Origin of the sequence: Neoluteolibacter marinus, assembly GCF_014904755.1 — a bacterium.
GTDB lineage: Bacteria > Verrucomicrobiota > Verrucomicrobiia > Verrucomicrobiales > Akkermansiaceae > Haloferula > Haloferula marina.
On the sequence record NZ_JACZFQ010000123.1, the window covers coordinates 13,574 to 31,773 of the forward strand.

General features: G+C 66.0%; 16 protein-coding genes. 2 read left to right on the forward strand and 14 right to left on the reverse strand.

The features are described 5' to 3' along the window. Positions 1–92: 92 nt before the first annotated feature. Together IG178_RS22895 and leuA are read right to left on the reverse strand one after the other, a co-directional pair. A complete protein-coding gene (locus IG178_RS22895) occupies positions 93–650 on the reverse strand; it encodes a hypothetical protein (RefSeq protein ID WP_193214920.1) in 558 nt (185 codons plus the stop codon). 59 nt (positions 651–709) lie between these two features. Next, positions 710–2,398, reverse strand: a complete 1,689-nt coding sequence (gene leuA, locus IG178_RS22900) for a 2-isopropylmalate synthase (protein ID WP_193214921.1) — start codon at positions 2,396–2,398, stop codon at positions 710–712. A gap of 281 nt (positions 2,399–2,679) precedes the next feature. Between leuA and IG178_RS22905 the strand changes: the two genes are divergently transcribed. Continuing rightward, positions 2,680–5,688, forward strand: a complete 3,009-nt coding sequence (locus tag IG178_RS22905) for a PVC-type heme-binding CxxCH protein (RefSeq protein ID WP_193214922.1) — start codon at positions 2,680–2,682, stop codon at positions 5,686–5,688. A 45-nt stretch (positions 5,689–5,733) separates the two neighbouring features. Next, entirely contained in the window at positions 5,734–7,524 is a 1,791-nt protein-coding gene (locus tag IG178_RS22910; RefSeq protein WP_193214923.1) for a hypothetical protein, read from the forward strand. A 147-nt stretch (positions 7,525–7,671) separates the two neighbouring features. On the opposite strand, the gene IG178_RS22915 is transcribed toward IG178_RS22910, so the two are convergent. The 12 genes from IG178_RS22915 to IG178_RS22970 form a co-directional block, all read right to left on the reverse strand. Beyond that, on the reverse strand, positions 7,672–9,615 hold the full coding sequence (locus IG178_RS22915) for a hypothetical protein (protein WP_193214924.1): 1,944 nt from the start codon (positions 9,613–9,615) through the stop codon (positions 7,672–7,674). Positions 9,616–9,621: 6 nt separating this feature from the next. Then, complete coding sequence (locus tag IG178_RS22920; RefSeq protein ID WP_193214925.1) at positions 9,622–11,103, reverse strand: coiled-coil domain-containing protein; 1,482 nt, start codon at positions 11,101–11,103, stop codon at positions 9,622–9,624. An 84-nt stretch (positions 11,104–11,187) separates the two neighbouring features. Next, on the reverse strand, positions 11,188–12,981 hold the full coding sequence (locus IG178_RS22925; RefSeq protein ID WP_193214926.1) for a hypothetical protein: 1,794 nt from the start codon (positions 12,979–12,981) through the stop codon (positions 11,188–11,190). A 3-nt stretch (positions 12,982–12,984) separates the two neighbouring features. After that, entirely contained in the window at positions 12,985–14,397 is a 1,413-nt protein-coding gene (locus IG178_RS22930) for a hypothetical protein (protein WP_193214927.1), read from the reverse strand. Positions 14,398–14,418: 21 nt separating this feature from the next. Then, positions 14,419–14,676 carry a hypothetical protein gene (locus tag IG178_RS22935; RefSeq protein WP_193214928.1) on the reverse strand — a complete coding sequence of 86 codons (258 nt, stop codon included), beginning with the start codon at positions 14,674–14,676 and terminating at the stop codon, positions 14,419–14,421. Beyond that, on the reverse strand, positions 14,673–14,999 hold the full coding sequence (locus IG178_RS22940) for a hypothetical protein (RefSeq protein ID WP_193214929.1): 327 nt from the start codon (positions 14,997–14,999) through the stop codon (positions 14,673–14,675). Before IG178_RS22940 ends, IG178_RS22935 begins: the two co-directional genes overlap by 4 nt. Positions 15,000–15,006: 7 nt before the next feature. Further along, positions 15,007–15,585 (reverse strand): hypothetical protein, encoded by a 579-nt coding sequence (locus IG178_RS22945; protein WP_193214930.1) that lies wholly within the window; start codon positions 15,583–15,585, stop codon positions 15,007–15,009. A 41-nt stretch (positions 15,586–15,626) separates the two neighbouring features. Continuing rightward, entirely contained in the window at positions 15,627–16,160 is a 534-nt protein-coding gene (locus IG178_RS22950) for a hypothetical protein (RefSeq protein WP_193214931.1), read from the reverse strand. Positions 16,161–16,191: 31 nt separating this feature from the next. Continuing rightward, positions 16,192–16,407 (reverse strand): hypothetical protein, encoded by a 216-nt coding sequence (locus tag IG178_RS22955; protein WP_193214932.1) that lies wholly within the window; start codon positions 16,405–16,407, stop codon positions 16,192–16,194. A 26-nt stretch (positions 16,408–16,433) separates the two neighbouring features. Next, the gene (locus IG178_RS22960) at positions 16,434–16,940 is read right to left on the reverse strand and encodes a hypothetical protein (protein ID WP_193214933.1); all 507 of its coding nucleotides are present in this window, start codon (positions 16,938–16,940) and stop codon (positions 16,434–16,436) included. 29 nt (positions 16,941–16,969) lie between these two features. Further along, positions 16,970–17,578 (reverse strand): HK97 gp10 family phage protein, encoded by a 609-nt coding sequence (locus IG178_RS22965; RefSeq protein ID WP_193214934.1) that lies wholly within the window; start codon positions 17,576–17,578, stop codon positions 16,970–16,972. A gap of 9 nt (positions 17,579–17,587) precedes the next feature. Continuing rightward, the gene (locus IG178_RS22970; RefSeq protein ID WP_193214935.1) at positions 17,588–18,199 is read right to left on the reverse strand and encodes a hypothetical protein; all 612 of its coding nucleotides are present in this window, start codon (positions 18,197–18,199) and stop codon (positions 17,588–17,590) included. Position 18,200 lies beyond the last annotated feature (1 nt).

Genomic DNA, 18,200 nt, shown 5'->3' on the forward strand with positions numbered 1-18,200 from the left:
ATCGGTGTCCCGGTTCCATTCAAAAGGACGTTCAGGGGGGAAATGGCGGCGCCACGACACCGGCCCGCGCCTCACCGCGCCGGTCCGTTTGCTCAGGGTGCAAACGGGTCGTCGTCGTCGTGTGCCTTCCGGGCCGGACGGGGTGACACCGGTTTCGATTCGGCGCCTTGGTGTTGTTCGAAGAGCCGGGTGAAGTCCACCTGCTCACCGGTGGGCATGCCGAGGGCATTCAGGAACGCTTCGATCGCCCGCCAGTCGAGCTCCTTCGCGGGATGCGCGGGCCGGGCCCGGAAGTCGGCGCAGGCAAAGCAGAGGTCGATCGATGCGACGGGCTTCCAGTCCTTGTCGTAGAAGACGAGGGCGTGGTGGGGGTCGTAGCACTCGACTTCCTCGTTAGGCATCTCCTCCTTCGGATTGAGCAACGTTTCCAGTTTGGCGTGCTTCGACTCGAGGAGATTGCGGGTGAAGGGAACGATGATGCCACGGTGGTGGCTGCCGTCCTTGAAGACAATCGTGCTGCCGCGGGGATCACGGCTGTAGTCGTAGCAGTAGGCGACGACGTGCGCGTACTCGACCGGAGGCCATGATTTCTTTTCGCCCGCGTTGAGATGAGATAACAGGGCGAGGCAGGTCACGATGAGGGATCTCATGCGTGACATGTTGTGGTGTCTTGCCGCCGCCGGGGCAAGCGGCAAGACACATTTATCCCTCAATCCTGCCTCAGCAGGTTCCACGCCGTGACCAGCGCCTTGAGGCCGGCCATCTCGATCGACGGGTCGATGCCGCAACCCCACAGGATGCGGCCGTCGTCGTGCTGGACCTGGACGTAGGCGGCGGCGCTGGCGTCGGAACCGCCGCGCACGGCGTGGGAGCGGTAGTCGGTGACCTTGAAGTCCTTGAGGCCGATGCCCTCCATGGCGTGGACGAAGGCATTGATCGGGCCGTTGCCCTTGCCGGTGATCTGCTTTTCCCCGCCGTCGAGTACGATGGTCGCCGTACACTCGACGGTGCCGCGCTCGGTGGTGTGGTGGATCAGTTCGTAGTCGGAGACGGCGAGGTGGGTCTCGACGTTGGCGAAGAGCTCGTAGAAGGCATCGCGGATTTCATCGACGGACAACTCGCGGCCGCGCTGGTCGGCGAGGTCGTAGATGGTCTTGCCGACCTGCGGGTGCATCGTTTTCGGCAGGTCGAGGCCGTGCTCGCGGTCGAGGATCCACGCGACGCCGCCCTTTCCGGACTGCGAGTTGATACGGATGATCGCCTCGTACGAGCGGCCGATGTCCTGCGGGTCGATGGTCAGATAGGGAACGCCCCAGGCGATGCCGGGATTGTCCTTGGTTTCCTTCTCGCGGCGGTCGAGGCCCTTCTTGATGGCATCCTGGTGGGAGCCGGAGAAGGCGGTGAAAACCAGCTCGCCGGCATAGGGATGGCGCTCGCCGACGGTCATGCGGGTGACGCGCTCGTAGACGGCGCGCAGGGCGGGCAGGTCGGAGAAGTCGAGGCCGGTCTCGATGCCGTGGCTGTTCATGTTCAGCGCCACGTTGACGATGTCGAGGTTGCCGGTGCGCTCGCCGTTGCCGAAGAGCGTGCCTTCAACGCGGTCGGCGCCGGCCATCAGGCCGAGTTCGGTGGCGGCGGTGCCGGTGCCGCGGTCGTTGTGGGTGTGCAGGGACACGATGACCGACTCGCGGTTCTTCAAGTGGCGGCCCATCCACTCGATCATGTCGGCGTGGATGTTCGGCGTGGTCCACTGGACGGTGTCGGGCAGGTTGATGATCATCTTCTTCTCCGGCGTCGGCTGCCAGACGTCGATCACGCTGTTGCAGCAGTCCAAGGCGAAATCCAGCTCGGTGTCGGAGAAGGATTCCGGCGAATACTGCAGCACGACCTCGGTGCGCGGGATGGTCGGGACCAGTTCCTTGACCAGCTTGGCGCCGTCGATGGCGAGCTGCCGGATGTCCTCGCGGGAAGCGTCGCCGAAGGTCACGCGGCGCTGCAGCGGGGAGGTCGAGTTGTAGATGTGGACGATCGCCCGCTTGGCACCGTCGATGGCCTCGAAGGAGCGCCGGATCAGGTGCTCGCGGGTCTGGACCAGGATCTGGATGGTGACGTCGTCGGGGATGCGGTTCTCCTCGATCAGGCGGCGGCAGAAGTTGAACTCGGTGTCAGCGGCGGAGGGGAAGCCGATCTCGATCTGCTTGAAGCCGACGCGGCACAACAGGTCGAAGAACTCGAGTTTTTCCTCGATCGACATCGGCTGCGGCAGGGCCTGGTTGCCGTCGCGGAGGTCGACCGAGCACCAGATCGGCGCGGTGGTGATGGTGCGGTCCGGCCAGGTGCGGTCGGGCAAGGAAACCGGCGGAAAGGGACGGTATTTGGCAATGGAAGACGGATTCATGGGAAAATGACGAATGACGGGTTTTCGAATGACGAAAAAGGGAGGGCCGCGAAAGGTGCGGCGGTCCGGGTGACGGCGGTAGGAAAAGACAAAGTTCAGCGGGAGGCCAGCCCTAGCAGGAGCGGCCGCAGCTCAAGAAGCCCGCGGAGATTCGTCGTCACGGCCGGCAAGCTGGCCCGCGGAACCCGGGGTGTCGAGGGGAAAGGTGATGCTTTCTGATGACTCGATGGATGGCGGGAAAATCGTCGGATTTGGCCGGTGGAACGCGTATGGAATCGTCCATGGCCTTGCTGCGACTGCTTCTTCCGCTTGTTTTCCTCGCTTCCCTCGTGTTCGCGGCGGGGGAAAAAACCGCGCCGGAAGCGGAGCCGATCGAGGTGCTGTTCTTCGGCGACGATCTCTATCACAAGCCGCTCGACCGCTACGCGATGTTCAAGGAGGCGAGCGGGAACCGGGGAATCCATCTGACCTACGAGAAGCGCATGGAGGCGCTGACGCCGGCAAATCTGGCGAAGTACGACGTGCTGCTGGTTTACGCGAATCACCAGGAGATCACACCGGCGCAACTGGCGGCGGTGAAGGGTTTCATCGACAATGGCGGCGGCTTCGTGCCGGTGCATTGCGGGTCGGCCTGCTTCAAGAAGACCGACGGCTACATCGACCTGGTCGGCGGCCAGATCGAGGGCCACGGCGAGGGGGTTTTCACCGCGCGGGTGGTCGAGCCGGAGCATCCGACGATGAAGGGCTACGAGCCCTTCGAAACGTGGGATGAGACCTATCGGCATCACAAGATGACCGACGACCTGACCATCCTGCAGCGCAACGGCGACGAGGCCTGGACCTGGGTCCGCGAGCAGGGCAAGGGCCGGGTGTTCTACACCGCGCACGGCCACGACGAGCGCTGCTGGAAGCAGGAAGGCTTCCATGAGCTCTTGGTGCGCGGGATCCGCTGGGCGGCGAAGCGCGAGGTCTCGGTCGGCGACCTGCCGGCGCTGGCATACGAGACTCCGCTGCTGCCCGATCGCTACCGGACCGACAAGCCGGTGCCGAAGATCCAGCAGCCGCTGTCGCCGGAAGCGTCGATGCAGCGGGCGCAGGTGCCGGCGGGATTCGAACTGTCGCTGTTTGCGGCGGAGCCGGACGTGGTGAACCCGATCGCGATCGCCTGGGATCATCGCGACCGGCTGTGGGTGGTCGAGGCGATGGACTACCCGAACGACGGCGGCGCGAAGCGGGACCGGGTGAAGATTTGCGAGGACAGCGACGGCGACGGCAAGGCGGACAAGTTCACCGTGTTCGCCGACGGCCTCAGCCTGGCGACCTCGGTGGTCTGTGTGAACGGCGGGGCGATCGTGACGGACGGGCCGCGGATGCTTTTCCTCGCGGACAAGGACGGTGACGACAAGGCGGACGAGCGGAAAGTGTTGTTCGAAGGTTTCAAGACCCACGACACCCATGCCGGGGTGTCGAACCTGCGCTATGGCTTCGACGGTTGGATCTATGCGACCATCGGCTACGCGGGCTTCGAGGGGACGGTCGGCGGCGTGCCGGTGAAGTTCGACACTGGGGTGTTCCGCTTCCTGCCGGACGGCTCGAAGCTCGAGTTCCTCGGCAAGACGACCAACAACACCTGGGGCCTGGGCTTCACGGAAAGCTTCGACGTGCTCGGCTCCACCGCCAACCGCCAGCCGAGCTGGCAGGTCATCGGCGACGGCGGCCCGGTGCACCGCGCCGATCGCGGGACGCGCGTTTTCCCGGTCACTCTGGATGTCCAGGGTTCCGACGGCTGGGACCCGCCTGTCGAGTTGTTAGGGGACGGCAAGGTGTGGGCGAGGGCCCGCCACTACACCGCCGGCGCGGGGCACGGGGTCTACACCGGGCGGCGCTTCCCGGAAGACTGGTGGTACAAAACGGCCTTCGTCTGCGAGCCGACCGGCCACCTGGTCGCGATGGCGCGGCTGCGGACGGAGAATGCCGACTTCATCGCCGAGTTCGAGGGCAACAACCTCTACGCCAGCTCCGACGCCTGGTCGGCCCCGGTGGCGGCGGAAACCGGTCCCGACGGTGCGGTGTGGATCGCGGATTGGTACAACATCATCGTCCAGCACAACCGCCCCGGCGCGCCCTTCGAGCAGACCAAGGTCGACCGCGGGCAAGGCGCGGCCTACGTGACACCGCTGCGGGACAAGCAACGGGGGCGGATCTACCGGGTGTTCCCGAAGAACAGCGAATCCGAGCCCCAACCCCCGCAGCACCTCATGGCAGCGCTTGCGGATCCCACGCTTGAGGTCCGTTTGCAGGCACAGCGCCAGATCATCCAGCGTGACACCAAGGATCTTATTCCTTCCCTGGTGCAAGCAGCCGAACAGGAGCATGGGATCCACGCCCTGCACGCTTTGAAGGGACTCGGCTATTTCGCGTCGGAGTCTGCCGATGGCACCGCGCTGCTAGTGGAAATGCTTGGCCATCCAGAAGCGGAGCAACGACGAACAGCCCTCTCGCTGTGGCCAGGGGAGCAACCGTGTCCTTTCGATCCCTTGAAGGAGTCCGACCCCTTCGTCGTCCGCGAGTGGCTGCTGCTCGCCGCGCGTCAACCCGCCGACGAGGCTCTCGGCCGCAAGCTCCGCGATTGGCACCGCAACCAGCAGCAACTGCGGCGCGGCGAGGTGCTCGACCGCTGCTTCGCCGCCGCCGCCGCGCGGCACTCGACCGGCTTCCTGCTGGCCTCGCTGGAAACGCCGCCGGATCCTTCGGTGCTGAAGGAACGCATCTATCCCGCCGCGATCCGCGCCTTCGCCGGCAACCGCTCGCCGCAGGTCCTGGCGGCTCTTGAGAACGATGACTCACCCTTGGCCAAGGCCTTGAAGGAGGCGGTCAACGAGAAGGTGATCGAGAAGAAACACAATCCTCCGGTGGCCAAGCTCGCCCGCGGCGAGGCGGTCTATGAGCGGACCTGTGCGGCCTGCCACCAGCGCAGCGGCGCGGGCGTCGATGGCGCCTTCCCGCCGCTCGACGGCGCGGCGTTGGTCGGCGGAGATCCCGACCCGTTGATCCGCGTTGTCCTCCACGGCCTGCAAGGACCGGTCGAGGTGCCCGGCAAGGCCACCGTGAACTCGCTGATGCCGCCGGTGGCGGGACTGAGCGACGCGGACATCGCCGACGTGCTGACCTTCGTCCGCCACGCCTGGTCGAACGATGCGCCCGGCGTTCAGCCGAAGCGGGTGGCCCGGGTCCGGGCGGCCACCGCGGACCGGCAGCAGCCGTGGACGATCGGCGAGTTGACACGATAAGATCCGCTTTACTCATCCGGCGGCCCGGTCAGTTTGGCGGGGATCGTGAAAGGTATCTCCTCCCGCTATCGCCCCGTCTTCGCCGGCTTGGCCGGGCTGCTGCTCGGCTGGGGCGGCCGGGAGTGGATGCGGCACGAGCCGGGGGATTCCGCCGGGAGTGAGTGGGGAAACTTCGCCGGCTCCGCGCGACGGGGTCCGCCGGAAAAGCGATCCGCGCCCCTGCCGACGGGGCCGATGACGCAGCTGCTGAAGGACCTCTCCACGGCCACCGCGGCCGAGTGCGAGGAGCGTGTGCGCGCGCTGAAGGCGGGCAACGCATCCCATCCCGAGATGGAGCTGGAGGCGATCCTGCGGCGCTGGATGGAGTTCGAGGCGCCGGAAGCGATTTATCGGAAGATGGTCGCGATGGAAGGGCGCTGGCTGATGGAAGGGCGCGGCGCCTTCTTCGCCGCGTGGTTTGCCCATGACGAGGCGGAGGCGATGAATCGGGAGATCTTGCCCATTTTCGACGGAGTGCGGGCTCTGTTCGCGATGGACCACGGCGATCCGCATTTCATAGACTACCTGACCGAGGGCCGGCAGGGATTCTTGCGCTTCGAGGAGGACTTCGAGAAGTCGCTGGTCGCGTTGGCCTCCAGCCATCCGGACGTGGCGCAGTTGATTACCGCGAAGAAGGTGAGGGTGACCGAAGCCCTGAGAAAGAAGGCAGTGAGCGCGGTGGCACGGGGCTGGGCGATGCGTGACCCCGGCGCGGCGCTGGCGTGGGTGCGGTCGCTGGGTTTGAGCCGCGAAGATTTCTTGGCATCATGCGGAGCGGTGTTGTCGGAGTGGGTGAAAACCGATCCGACCTCTGCCGCTGTGGCCCTCAAGGAAGCAGGACTTGAGGGAAAGACCGGCTTTCGCTTGGGCGACAATGGCATCGGCAACCAAGCCATCATGCTTTTGGATAAACCGCGGGATGGCAGTGCCCGGATGATGCTTGCCCTGCACCGGGATCCCTTCCTGACGGTCGAGGGCCTCTTCCAGCAATTGTCGGAGGCGGACATCGATTGGGAAAAATCCCGGCCGATGCAGCCGGCGATCGATCACGACGGCTGGTATCTTGCGGATTCCCGGGCCGCGGCCTTGGATGCGGAGGAATTGCCGCCGGGAAAGGCGCGGGATTATATCCTCGAGAACCTTTGCCGCAACCTGGCGGCGGAAGACCTCGACGCGGCGGTCGAGATCGCCGCCCGCAACGGGATCACGTCGAGCTACCTCGAGTCCCTGCAAAGCGAGCCCGGCGAAGATGAAATTCGGGCGGCCTTTGCGGCTCCGGAAGAAAGCTTCGCGAGCTTGTTCGAGCCCGGGGAGGGGACGGATCCAGACCGGACCTACAAGTTGGCGATGAAGTGGGCCGAGGTGCAGCCCGAAGCCGCTGCCGGGTGGTTGATTCTGCAGCCGCTGCCGGAAGGAGACGGGCCGGGGCGGGACCAGTTGTTGTTCTCGAACACCCTGGGCTACCACTGGGCGCGCAACGATGCGCTCGGGGCCGTCGGCTGGATGGAATCGCTGCCGGACGGCCCGACCCGCGCGCGGGCCTGGCGGGCGATGCAGGACCGGGTGAGCGAGTACAGCCCGGACCTCGCCTTCGAGCTTTCCGTTGCTCAATTGGAAGGAGAATCGCGGCTGCCCCTGATGAAATCACAGCTCCAGGAGGTCGCGAAATCGATCGGTTATCCGGCCGCGTTCGAGCTGCTGAATTCGCCGGACGTTTCCGCTCGTAACGCGCCAAACGATCTGACAATTTCCCGCAGGGAAATGGTAAATTTGCGGGATCGGGCGGCAGGACTTTAGGGCCCTTCAAGGGCGGTTGAAAGCCCGTTTCCAGGGGGCAAAATAGGGGTGTTTTGCGGGGGTTTTTGCTTGAGAAATCGACCCTTTTCCGGCAGGATGGCGACGCCGAATTCAGGCCGTGGCGCGTCACTTTTCCGACCGCCGCGATCACGCCAGATTGCTCTGCGGAGACTGGCGGAACCGCTGGGCGAGCGTCCCGAAATCATGCCGAGACGGCGGGCCCAGTTCGATGGTCGTGGTCTTCGCCCGGAAGTCGTAGGTGATCGACTTGGCCAGCGCTCCCATCGTCTGCAGGCCGGACCGGACGCCGCTGAGGTTGAACTTGCGGTCCAGGCCGGCCAGCCCGTCGCAGCTGGCTCCCTTGCGGTCGATCCGGCCGGCGTAGGGCGTCCAGGACTGCATGGCCAGCAGCGCCGACGCCAGCCCGGCCGGCGGGACGATGTAGCTGTAGCTCCCCTCGGTGGTCGAGAAGTAGCCGTTGATCTCGTAGGTCTGGCCGTTTGCCGGCGCGTGCTCGGTCTGCTGGCTGGTCGAAAGGGTCGCCGTGCGGGTCGATCCGACGTAGGCGGTCACATAGGCCCCGTAGCGGATGCCGTCCTTGGTCCAGAAGATCGGCGACCCGACGTAGGTGCCATCGACGGCGCTGGCCGTGGTCGCCAGCTGGATGGCGCTGGCCGTGGTCCCGCTGCGGGCGGTGCCGCTGTGGACGGTGGCCGGGACGCTGCCGGAGTCCATGAGCCAGACCGGCAGGTCCAGCTCCGCGCCCTGGTAGGCTTGCCGGACGAGGAAGGCGTAGGTGAAGGCCCCGGCACCGCTTGGCGGGTTCGTGGACGAGTAGAAGATCAGCGTGGGGCGCAGCGCGTCGAAGATCGCCTGCCGCCGGTTGAAGTCGAAGACCGGCGTCGAGCTGCCGCTGTTCCCGTCCGCGATGTAGCAGTCCTTGATGGTCCACTTCTGCAGGCCGTAGTTGGCGACCAGCCAGTCCGGCGGGGTCGCGTTCCCGTCCAGGCCGAACATCACGACCGTCTTGCCGCCGGGGATGGCGGTTGCACCCGAGGAAAAGTTCCCCGTGCCGTTGTTCCAGGTATCGTACTCCGTCCGGCCGCTGAGGATCTTGGCCTTGTTCCCGGCCACGGTGTAGGGGTCGGTGATTGAGTTGACCCCGACCGACAGCGTGCCGCTGTAGTCCTGGAGCAGCTTCTGCAGGCCGCGGATGCCGAATTTCAGCGCCGTCGCCGGCGTCGTGGTCGAGATGAAGACCGGCAGCCGGTCGGTGAAATCGGTGGGCAGCACCTCGGTGCGTTCCGGGCCCGAGATGGCCACCACTTGGGTCTTCCCCGCGGCGGCCGTGCCGGCGGCCTGGACGGCGGCGACCGCATCGGAGCCGCTGCCCGTCATGTAGGTCAGCTCCACTCGGGAGGCGACCAGCTCCGACATCGGCGCGACCTCGAAGTCCGTGACCTCGCCGGCCGCGTTCCCCTTCGCCAGCGTCGTCTCGTCCATGTCGTCCCGCCGGGTCAGGTTGAAGGACGGGTAGCCGGTCCCGCTGTAGTCCCACCACGCGACCCCGTCGGTGATCCACTTGCACTGGTCCGCCACGGCATCGGCGAAGGACATCTCCGACAGCTGCTGCGGCGGGATGGTCACCGCGGCGTCGATCGTGCCGATCTTGATCGGCAGGCCCTTCGCGATCGCCCGGTTGAGGATGGTGGTGAGGTTCGCCGCGACCGTCGCTTCCGGCAGGTCGATCGTCGGCCGTTCGGACCCTGAGACCGTCGAGGTCAGCTGCGTCCGGCGCAGCCACCACCACGGGCCCAGGACCGTCACGCGGGCCCCGTAGGGCATGTCGCGCGGATCGGAGACGTGCCCGTGGAAGACCCGCACCGCATCCTGGTAGAGGGAGACCGTCTGTTCCAGGTCCGGCAGGATCGTCTCGCCGCCCAGCAGGTCTTCCGTCCTCGCCGTCCAGGACAGCGAATCATCGGCCAGCGCCTCCTTGCGCAGCACCATGTCGCGGATCTTCAGCAGGGCCGGCGCGCGCGAAGCGCTGTCGAGGGCCATGCCGGCTTGGCCTTTCAGGGTGAGTGCCATGGTTTTTTACTTCGTTGTCGCCCTGATCCCACCGACCAGTTGCTCCAGCTTCCGGAGGCGGGGTTCGTGATTCCTGAGCAGCCCGGCGGTTTCTTCGCTGATGGCCAGGAACCGGGTGATGTTCCCCCCGAGTGTTCCCTGCAGCACCTGGAGGGAGGTCAAGACGCGCACGGATTCGTCAGCCGTGACTTTACCGTCACTCACCACCTCCTTGAGCGTCTCCAACGATCCCGTCTGCACGGTGCCCAGCTCCTTGCCAGTGGATTCCGCGGCGGTGATGCTTTCCTTGATCTTATCGACGATCGCCTTCTGGGATTCCATCGCGATGGCGGCCGTGTCGGCCATCGCCTTCGCCTCACCCTCGCTGAGGATCGTGTTAATCTGCTGTCCAACCGAATCAATGATGTCCTGGAGCTTCTGGTCACCTTCGACGACGGCTTGGTAGAGTTGCCCGACCTTCCTTTCCAGACTGTCGCGACGTGTCTCCAGGTCCGCGATCGCCTTCTCGATCTTCGTGATCTCGTCCGACCGGAATGAGTCGGTTCCGAAGCGCTTTTGAATGTCCGCTTCAGCCTTGTTTACATAATAGCCGGGCGTGTCATACGGGCTCGCCATTTCCGCCTTTTTGGCTGCCTCGCGGATCTTTTCAGCCTCGATTCCCTGTTGCTTGAGGACCTCAAGCTTCTCGTACTGCTGGTTCAGCTCAAGCTGGTTGAGATTCACCGCATCCTGCGCCCCGGCGAGCCGCTTCTCCCGGTTCGATTGCTCGACCTTCGCATCGGCCTCCTTGCGCTTCTCCAGCTCGATCGCGTGCTGCGTCTCCTCTTCACGCTGCCGGGCCCGTTCCGCCTCGGCGGCGGCGAGCGCTTCCTGGGCGACTACCTGCCGGCCCATCAGCTCGTTGAGGATGCGGGTCGCTTCCAGTAGGGCCGCGATGTTATCCTGCCGCGCGTCGAATGCCTTGTCCTCCGCCGCCCGGCCTTCGGTGTTCGGTCGGTTCAGCATTTCCTCCAGCTGCAGCCGCGCCTCGGCGGCAGTGGTGGCGGCTTCCAGCTGATTGGTGATGCCCTTCGCGAAAGCGTCGGCCAGCTCCTCGGCGGAGACTTTCCAATCCTCGGTCTCTTTGTTGGCACGGGACATTGCCCCGACCAGCGCCTCGACGATCGGAATCGCGATCGCGATGCCGGAGACAGCCAAGCCGAACTTCGCCGCTGCGGCTCCGCTCTTGCCGAAAGCCAGGGCAAGGCCGGGAAGGTTATTCCCAATGCCCCGAATTCCATACTGAGCGTCGTCGGCGAAATAGGCCAGCTGCATCAGCTGATCGTTCGTCATCTTGAACGACCTCGCCGCTTTGGCAGAGGTGTTCGTGGTCCGGGTGACCGCCGCGTCCAGGTCGTAGAAGGCCGCCTTGGTGACGCCCACTTTCTCCGGCGTCTGCAGCTGCTCCAGCCGCGCCATCTCGCGGGCGAGGTCGCGCACGTCGGTCATCGTCTTCCTCGCCCCGTCGCCCTCGGCGCGGGTTTTGAAGGTGACCGTGTATTGGAGCTTTTCGTCTGCCATCGTGCCGGCGTGTTAGAAGATGCGGGAGGCCGCCACGACCGAGGCGACCAGATCCGCGTGGTCGAAGGGCCCGGTGGAGACCTCGCGGATCAGGACGTGCTGCAGCTGCGCCGCCGCCGGGTTCGCGCCGCCTTGGCCGGCCATGAAGCGGGTCTCGCTGCTGTCCGTCGCGCTGGTCGTGCCGGCGCTGGTCAGGGAGCCGGCGGCGACGGCCGCGCCGTCCTTGTAGAGGATGGCGGTGCCGGCCGTGTAGTCGATGGATGCGGACAGCGTGCCCTGGAAGAAGGCCGCCACCGCGCCGGCCGCGGTGATGGTCGCGGTGGCCTCGCCGTCCAGCCGGCGGACCAGCAGCTTCAGGTCGCCGCCGTCCACCCGCAGGCAGATGCGCGGGTCGGTGGAGTTGGTGCCGCAGAAAACCAGGTCATTCGTCCCGCTCACCCGGTTGATCATCCCGTACCAGATGACCGTCGCCCCGGAGACGGCATTCAGTGCCACCGGCGTGTCCATGGTGAAGGAATCGTCGGTCCCGTCGAAGCGCGGCGTGGGCCCGTCCAGGATGTAGCAGGGCGCGGTGCCGCTGCGGGCGATGGTGATCCCCGACGGGAAGACCGAGCCACTGCCGGACGGCACGTCGAAGAGCAGCCGCAGGACCGTGGAGTCCTGGAACCAGGAGGTCGTGGTCCACAGCTGCGCGCGGGCGGTGATGCCACTGAGCAGGTCGGCCGTGCCCGCATCCGTGCTGCCGATGTAGAAGCCGGACGCGACGTTCGCCGGTGTCAGGTTGGAGACCGTCTGCGCCGGCGAGAACTCCACCGCATCGTCATAGCCCGTGGTGGGGTAGATGTAGAAGCGCAGCGAGGTCCCTTCCTTCGTCACCTGGATCCCGGCCGCCTGGTTGGCCGCCAGCCCGGTCGGCAGGGCGGAGGTCCACTCGGTCACGGTGCCGGCGGTGCCATCGGTCGAGACCGCCAGCGTGATGGTGCCGGCCGCGTTCACGTAGAGCGCATAGGACCGCAGGTCGCCGGTCGTGTTCCACTTGGACAGCAGGCAGACCCGCGCGCCGGGGTAGTAGCTGGGCAGGGAGCCGTCCCAGCGCAGCGAAAAGTTGGCACCCGGCGACAGCGTCGCATGATGCGCGAGGCTGTAGGAGTTCCCCGCGGAGCCGGGTGTGTAGAGGCCGGATCCGGTCAAGGTCGTCGGCCGTTCCCCCGCGGTCGCTTGGCTGGCATCGTCGCCGGTGCCGGAGTTCAGCCAGCTCGCCGCCGCTTCCAGGTGATCCGGTGCCGCGCTGCCGGCATCCAGCAGGCCGGTCTCGCGGGCGAAGTTCGCCGCGGCATCGTCCAGCCCCACGGGTGTCGGCCCGGCCGGTGCGCCCAGCGCCAGCGCGCCGCACTTCAGCTCGTAGGTCGTGGCCGTCTGGTGCACGCCGATCCGGCGGGGCACCGTCCGCCACGATTGGAAGACCGAGTTCGCCAGCGTGTAGGTCGCCCCGCCGGTGATCTCGATGGTCAGGGTGGCGCGGAGGTTGACCGGGACCGCGAGGTCGGACGACAGCACATACTCCCGCGCGGCGGCGGCCGAGACATGCTCACGGTAGACCGTGATGCTGAGGTTGCGCTTGGTCTTCCCGTAGCCCAGCGGCTCCGAGTCATCGGCATCCACATAGTCGCCGTCCTCGGTCACCTGCTGCGCGCCCAGGCCGGCCAGCTCGTCCTCCAGCAACAGGTCCGGCTCGACCAGCACCAGCTCATTGGCCCCGCCCTTGTCGAAGGTCACGGTCCAGATGCTCTTGACGGGCTTGGCCATGGCTTACCAGGTCGTGACGGTCCTCCAGGCCCCTTCGAGGTAGATTTTGAAGGTGTTGTCGAACGTGTTGATGACCTGCATTCCTTCGTAGAAGCCGGTCGGATTTCCGGTCGTGGTTTTCGTCACCAGTCCGGGCAGCGTGAACCTCGAATAACTACTCCCGTCGTAGCCCTTCAGCTCGATCCGGTCGGCCTGCGTCCCGGTCCCGCCAAGGTATTGCATCAGCCCCCGGTTCCCGGCCGATGCGGTCGAGCCCGAATCGTAGCGGACAGCGTCCTGGATTCCCCACGCCGGCAGGTCGAACTGCCCCGCGTTGTCGAGCGCTGGAATCGTCAGACTCTGCCGGTTCGACGCAAGCCCGCCGTCGCCGACCACCATGCCGGTGACCGAGGCGCTCGCCTTGCGCAGCTTCCCGCCGCCGGCTCCGAAGTCCGACACGGTGACCGAGTCGAGGAAGTAGGTGCCGCCCACATAGATCGCCGGCAGGGTCGAGCTGTTCCCCAGCATCTTCGTGCGCGTCATGATCAGGGATCCTGCGGTGGTCTCGATGTGACCGTTTGGCGTCCCCGTGATCGCCTCGAAATTACCCTCGCGGATGGTCAGTCGGTTTCCCGCACTGAGGACATGCTGGCTTCCCCCTCCGGTGTCGCATTGGTCCAGCACCACGGACGAACCCGCGGCCAGCTGCCACGACACGCCCACGCTGTTCGAGTTGACGCACTTGTGGAAGGTCACGGTCTGCGTGAAGACCCCGCAGTAGGCTCCGATCCCGTTCGAGTTGAATTCGCAGGTGTCGAATTCCGAGTTGTCAAAGCGGTTGATGTAGACCCCGCGGGCGAACCCGGTGATGTAGCAATCCCGCACCGACAGGAAGGCGTGGCTCGGAGTGCTGGCCTTGTCGGCGTTGATGCCGTAGCCCGTCGCGCTGCCGGCTCCGACGCCCTCGATCCGCAGCCGGGAGACGACCCCTGACTTCGTCACGGTCGTCGCTTCGGGAGAAGTGATGAACGTGATTCCGTGTCCCGATGAGTTCGTCTGGGCGATGATCGACTTGTTGGACCCTTCCCCGAACATCAGACCTTGCTGCAGGTCCCACTGGATGCCGCTGCCATTGATCTCCCACCGACCAGCGGGAATGAACACGGGCCGGTTGGTTGCCATCGCCGCGTGAAGCGCCGCAAGGTTGCCTGTCCTCACCGAATCCGAAACGCCGGTTCCGGCGGTCGCCAGATACGGGGCGTGCATGATGCTCACGAAGTTCAGCTCCGCGAACGACGGAACGTCGATGGCCTCGCGAAAGGCGGCTTGCTCCTCCGACGTGTCGATCCCGCCGCCTTGGCTGTTGACGTGGTCGGGTTCCTGCGCGGTGACGACGGCCGCCATCAGCAGCCAGAGGAGCTTGAAGAGGTGTTTCATGATCGGTGAAAGGCGGGTGATTCAGGCGGTGGCGGTCTTCGGCTTGCCCCCGTCGCTGGTGTCGAAGAAGACATCGCCGTTGTTGATGGCTGCGTTAGCCGCTGCGAGGTCGGCGTAGGTCGGGAAGCCCAGGGCGGTGCGCAGCGCCAGCAGCTGCGCGGCATCCATCGCCTGGATCGCGGCCAGCACGTTGGCCGCGGTCACCGGTGCCGGTGTTCCTGCCGGGCCGCTCGGTCCCTGTTGCCCGGTGCTGATGATCTTGTCGATGGTCTCGCTCATGGCTCGGTGATGCTGCCGGTCTTGGTGATGGTTCCCTCTTCCAGGTTGTGCGGCTCGCCCAGGGCGTCGGTGAAGACCAGGTCATGGCGGAAGACTCCGTCGGGAATGGCGTCCACCGCGGCCACGGCCAGCACCTGGTCGAAGAGGCCGATGGTGATGTCCACCCACTCGAAGGTGAAGGTCGCCAGCAGCGTGCCGCCCGGCTCCGGCCGCACCTCAGCGGCGAGGATGCCGCCGGTGCAGTCGATGCCCGTGACACCGTCGCTCTCCAGATACTGGCGGCGGCGGCGGAAGACCCGGCCATGTTTCAGGGTGAAGTTCACGGGGTGCCTAGTAGATCGTTTCCGGGACCAGGGTGTGCGGCGCGGCCGGCGGCGAGTAAGTGGACAGCACCGGCGTGCCGGTCTCGCCGCCGTCGTAGGGCGACCACGTCGCGACCTCGAAGGGATGGCCGGCATTCTGGCCGCCGCTGAAGCCGAAGACGCCGCCGATGTTGGTGATCAGCTGGTACTCCAGCGACTCGTCCCAGGTCAGGCAGTAGTTGCCGCCGCCCTCGCCGTCCCAGTGCCCGCCGGTATTCGTCCAGTGCGGGCGGCCGTTCCGCAGGCCGGCCGGGAGCAAGGTGGGGAAGACCAGCGCCGTGGCTCCGTCCTTGGTCAAGGCACCGGACACGGCGATCGACGGCAGGCGGAACTCCGCCGTCTCCTGTCCGGGAGCAGTGGGCGACAGGTCGCCGCCACCCACCGCGCCCAGGACGAAGGGAGCCGCCGGGGACAGATCCGCGCCGCCCTCGCCGGCGACATGGCCGGGCGACGTCGGTGACAGGTCCCCGCCGCCGGCCGCGCCCAGGACGTGGGGCGCATCCGGTGCGAGGTCGCTTCCTCCTTCGGCGGTGATCTGGTGTCCCATCTTCTTTCAGCGTTTCAGGTTTCAGCGTTTCAGCTTTTCCCTCACGACGGGAAGTTGACGGTCTGCAGCGTCGAGTAGATCGGCCACAGCTCGAACATCGGCTCCTGCGTCTTCTTCTCGGACGGCGGCGGATCCATGGCGCGGATCTCGCAGAAGATGGCCAGCGTGTTGCGGTCCTCGCCGTCGTGCTTTCGCTCCTGCAGGTTGACCCAGCCGCGCAGCTTGCGATCGCTCTTCACGAAGGGCGTCTGCGGCGTGTCCTGGACGATGGCCCCGGCGAGGCCGTAGCGCATGCGGTCGAAGAGTTCGGTCGTGTAGCGCGTCTTGATCTCGAAGGGATCGGCGACGGTGTATTCATCGACGCCCTGTCGCCAGCCGAGGTTCGCGTCCACTTCGTCGAATTCCTCGCGGACCTTGACGGGCTTGTGGACGGCGGAGTTCACGCCGGCCAGTTCCAGCCACAGCGCCGAGCCGGAGACCGGGCGGGTGGCCAGGTCGGACGTGCCGGACGCTTCCAGCGCGATGTAGATGATCTTCCCGGCGAAGAGCTTTTCGGAGAGTGCGAGTAGTGCCATGATCGTGGTGCCTTTCTATGGGTGCGGTGTTTCAGGCGACGCCGTCGATGGTGCCCAGCCCCTGCTTCACCGCTTCTTCGGCGGTGGCCTTCGCAAGCTTCATCCGCTTGCCCTTCGCGTGATGCGCTTCGCCGATGATGGCGGCATGCTGCGTCACGGTGAACCAGACCTGAACGGGCGCTTCAACACCCTTTCCGGCCTCCGATGCGGGGGTTTCACCCGCTGCCTTTTCTGTTGTTTTGCCCATGTTGTTAGGTCGGTTGGTTGGATTGGTCAGAAGGACTGCTCGCGCTCGAACTGCAGCGAATAGGCCGTGAAGTCGTCGTCGGGGATGGGGTCGAAGGACAGCGCCCGGATCTCCTCATACCAGGCCAGCCCGGTCGGCCGGATCTGCGCGTCGTGCAGGCCGCGCATCAGCGCCACCACCAGCTCCAGCGCGCTGCGGCTGCCCTTTTGCCGCAGCCGCGGGTGGACGTAGAGCTGCAGCTCCATCTCCACCGTCATCTGCGGGCCCGGCGCCAGCGGGTCGGGGTTCTTCCCGCCGCCGGCGATGACCAGCAGCGACAGCCCCTTGTGCTTGCCGATGGCATGCTGGACCGCCTGCTCGATCTCCTTGTTCGTCGCTTCCGGCGGGATCACCGTGACATTGGCCGCGGTGAAGTCGGTAAGGTCCGCACCATTCTGCAGGACCTTCGCCTCGGCGATGAAGTCGGCCACGGCCTCAAGCATCGGGTCGAGTTCGCGGGTCGCGTTGATCTCGGTGGTCAGTTGGTAGCCCATCGGAAAGAGAGTCTATCAGTGGCGCTCGGTCATTTCCCGCGCAGCAGCGGTTCCAGTGCATTGCGGAAGGCGCGGAGGAAGGCCGCCCGCGTGCTGATGTCCTTCAGCTGGGTGCCCAGCGGTGCGCGGGCCGGCAGGTTGAGCTTGCGGTTGTGGGCGCGCACGGTGGTGGCGACCTTTTGCCTGGATCCGTCGAAATGGCGGCCGGCCAGCTTCTTCTTCAGCCGCCGCTGGTAGTCCTTCGTCAGCTTGCCGCGGTTGTTGAACTTTTGCGCGATGGTACGGCGGGTGTGCGACTTCACCGGGACCTGTCCCTTGAAGCCGAACTCGTGGATCGCGAAGTAGACCACGTTCGACCCGAAGGCGACGCTGATCTCTCCGGTGCGCAGGTTCAGCTGCGCCTTGGTCGAGCGGATCGACTTGCGCAGCCTCCCGCTGCGCACGCCCAGCTTGCCCTGTGCCACGGGGAATGGACCTTGGCCCGTGAAGCGCCGCTCCACCGCCATGCCGACGATCTCCTTGGCCGCGACATTCACCGCCCTGACCAGCCGGATGAGCGAGCGTTCCTGCAGGCGCGATGCCGTTTCCAGCAGCGTCCGCAACCGCTCGTCTTCGCTTGTGTCGATTCTGACTTCCATGGTCGTGTCTCATTCGCCGCTGAATCGGCGGTAGGAGCGCAGCACGTAGGCCACGTCGTCCAGCAGGCCCAGGCCGGTGGTCCGCGGGCCGTCGTCGGACTGGCTGCGGAAGCTGACGGCGGAGAACAGCCCGCGGCTTTCCGCTTCGTGCTGGCACTGCGCGACCCACGCTTCCAGGACATCGTCCGGCAGCGCGTTCGCCTCGGCCGGCATGGCGGTGCCGTCGCGTGGATCCAGCCAGTAGCCGCCGGTGTAGGTGATGCGCAGCTTCTGCCGCAGGGAGCCGGCCAGCGTGTCGCTTTCCAGCAGGCCGCTGCTTTCGTCCAGCTGCCATTCGTCGATCACCTGCTCGGTGGCGGTGCCGTCCGGGTCGATGACTTCGACCGTGTCCAGGGACTCGACGGGATAGCGGCGCAGGACCCATGCGGAGGCCCGCGCCTTGAAAGTGTCCACCGCGGCCGTGCTTCGTGCGAAGTCGCGGTTGCAGTGACGGTCGAACTTGCCCGCCACGCTCTTCCCCAGGGCGGCGACCTCGTCATCCCATTCGGCCTCCCCTGCAGCCGCATCGGGCAGCAAGCGGGACTTCAGATAGACGATGGTGGCGAATCCTGCGGTGAGCATG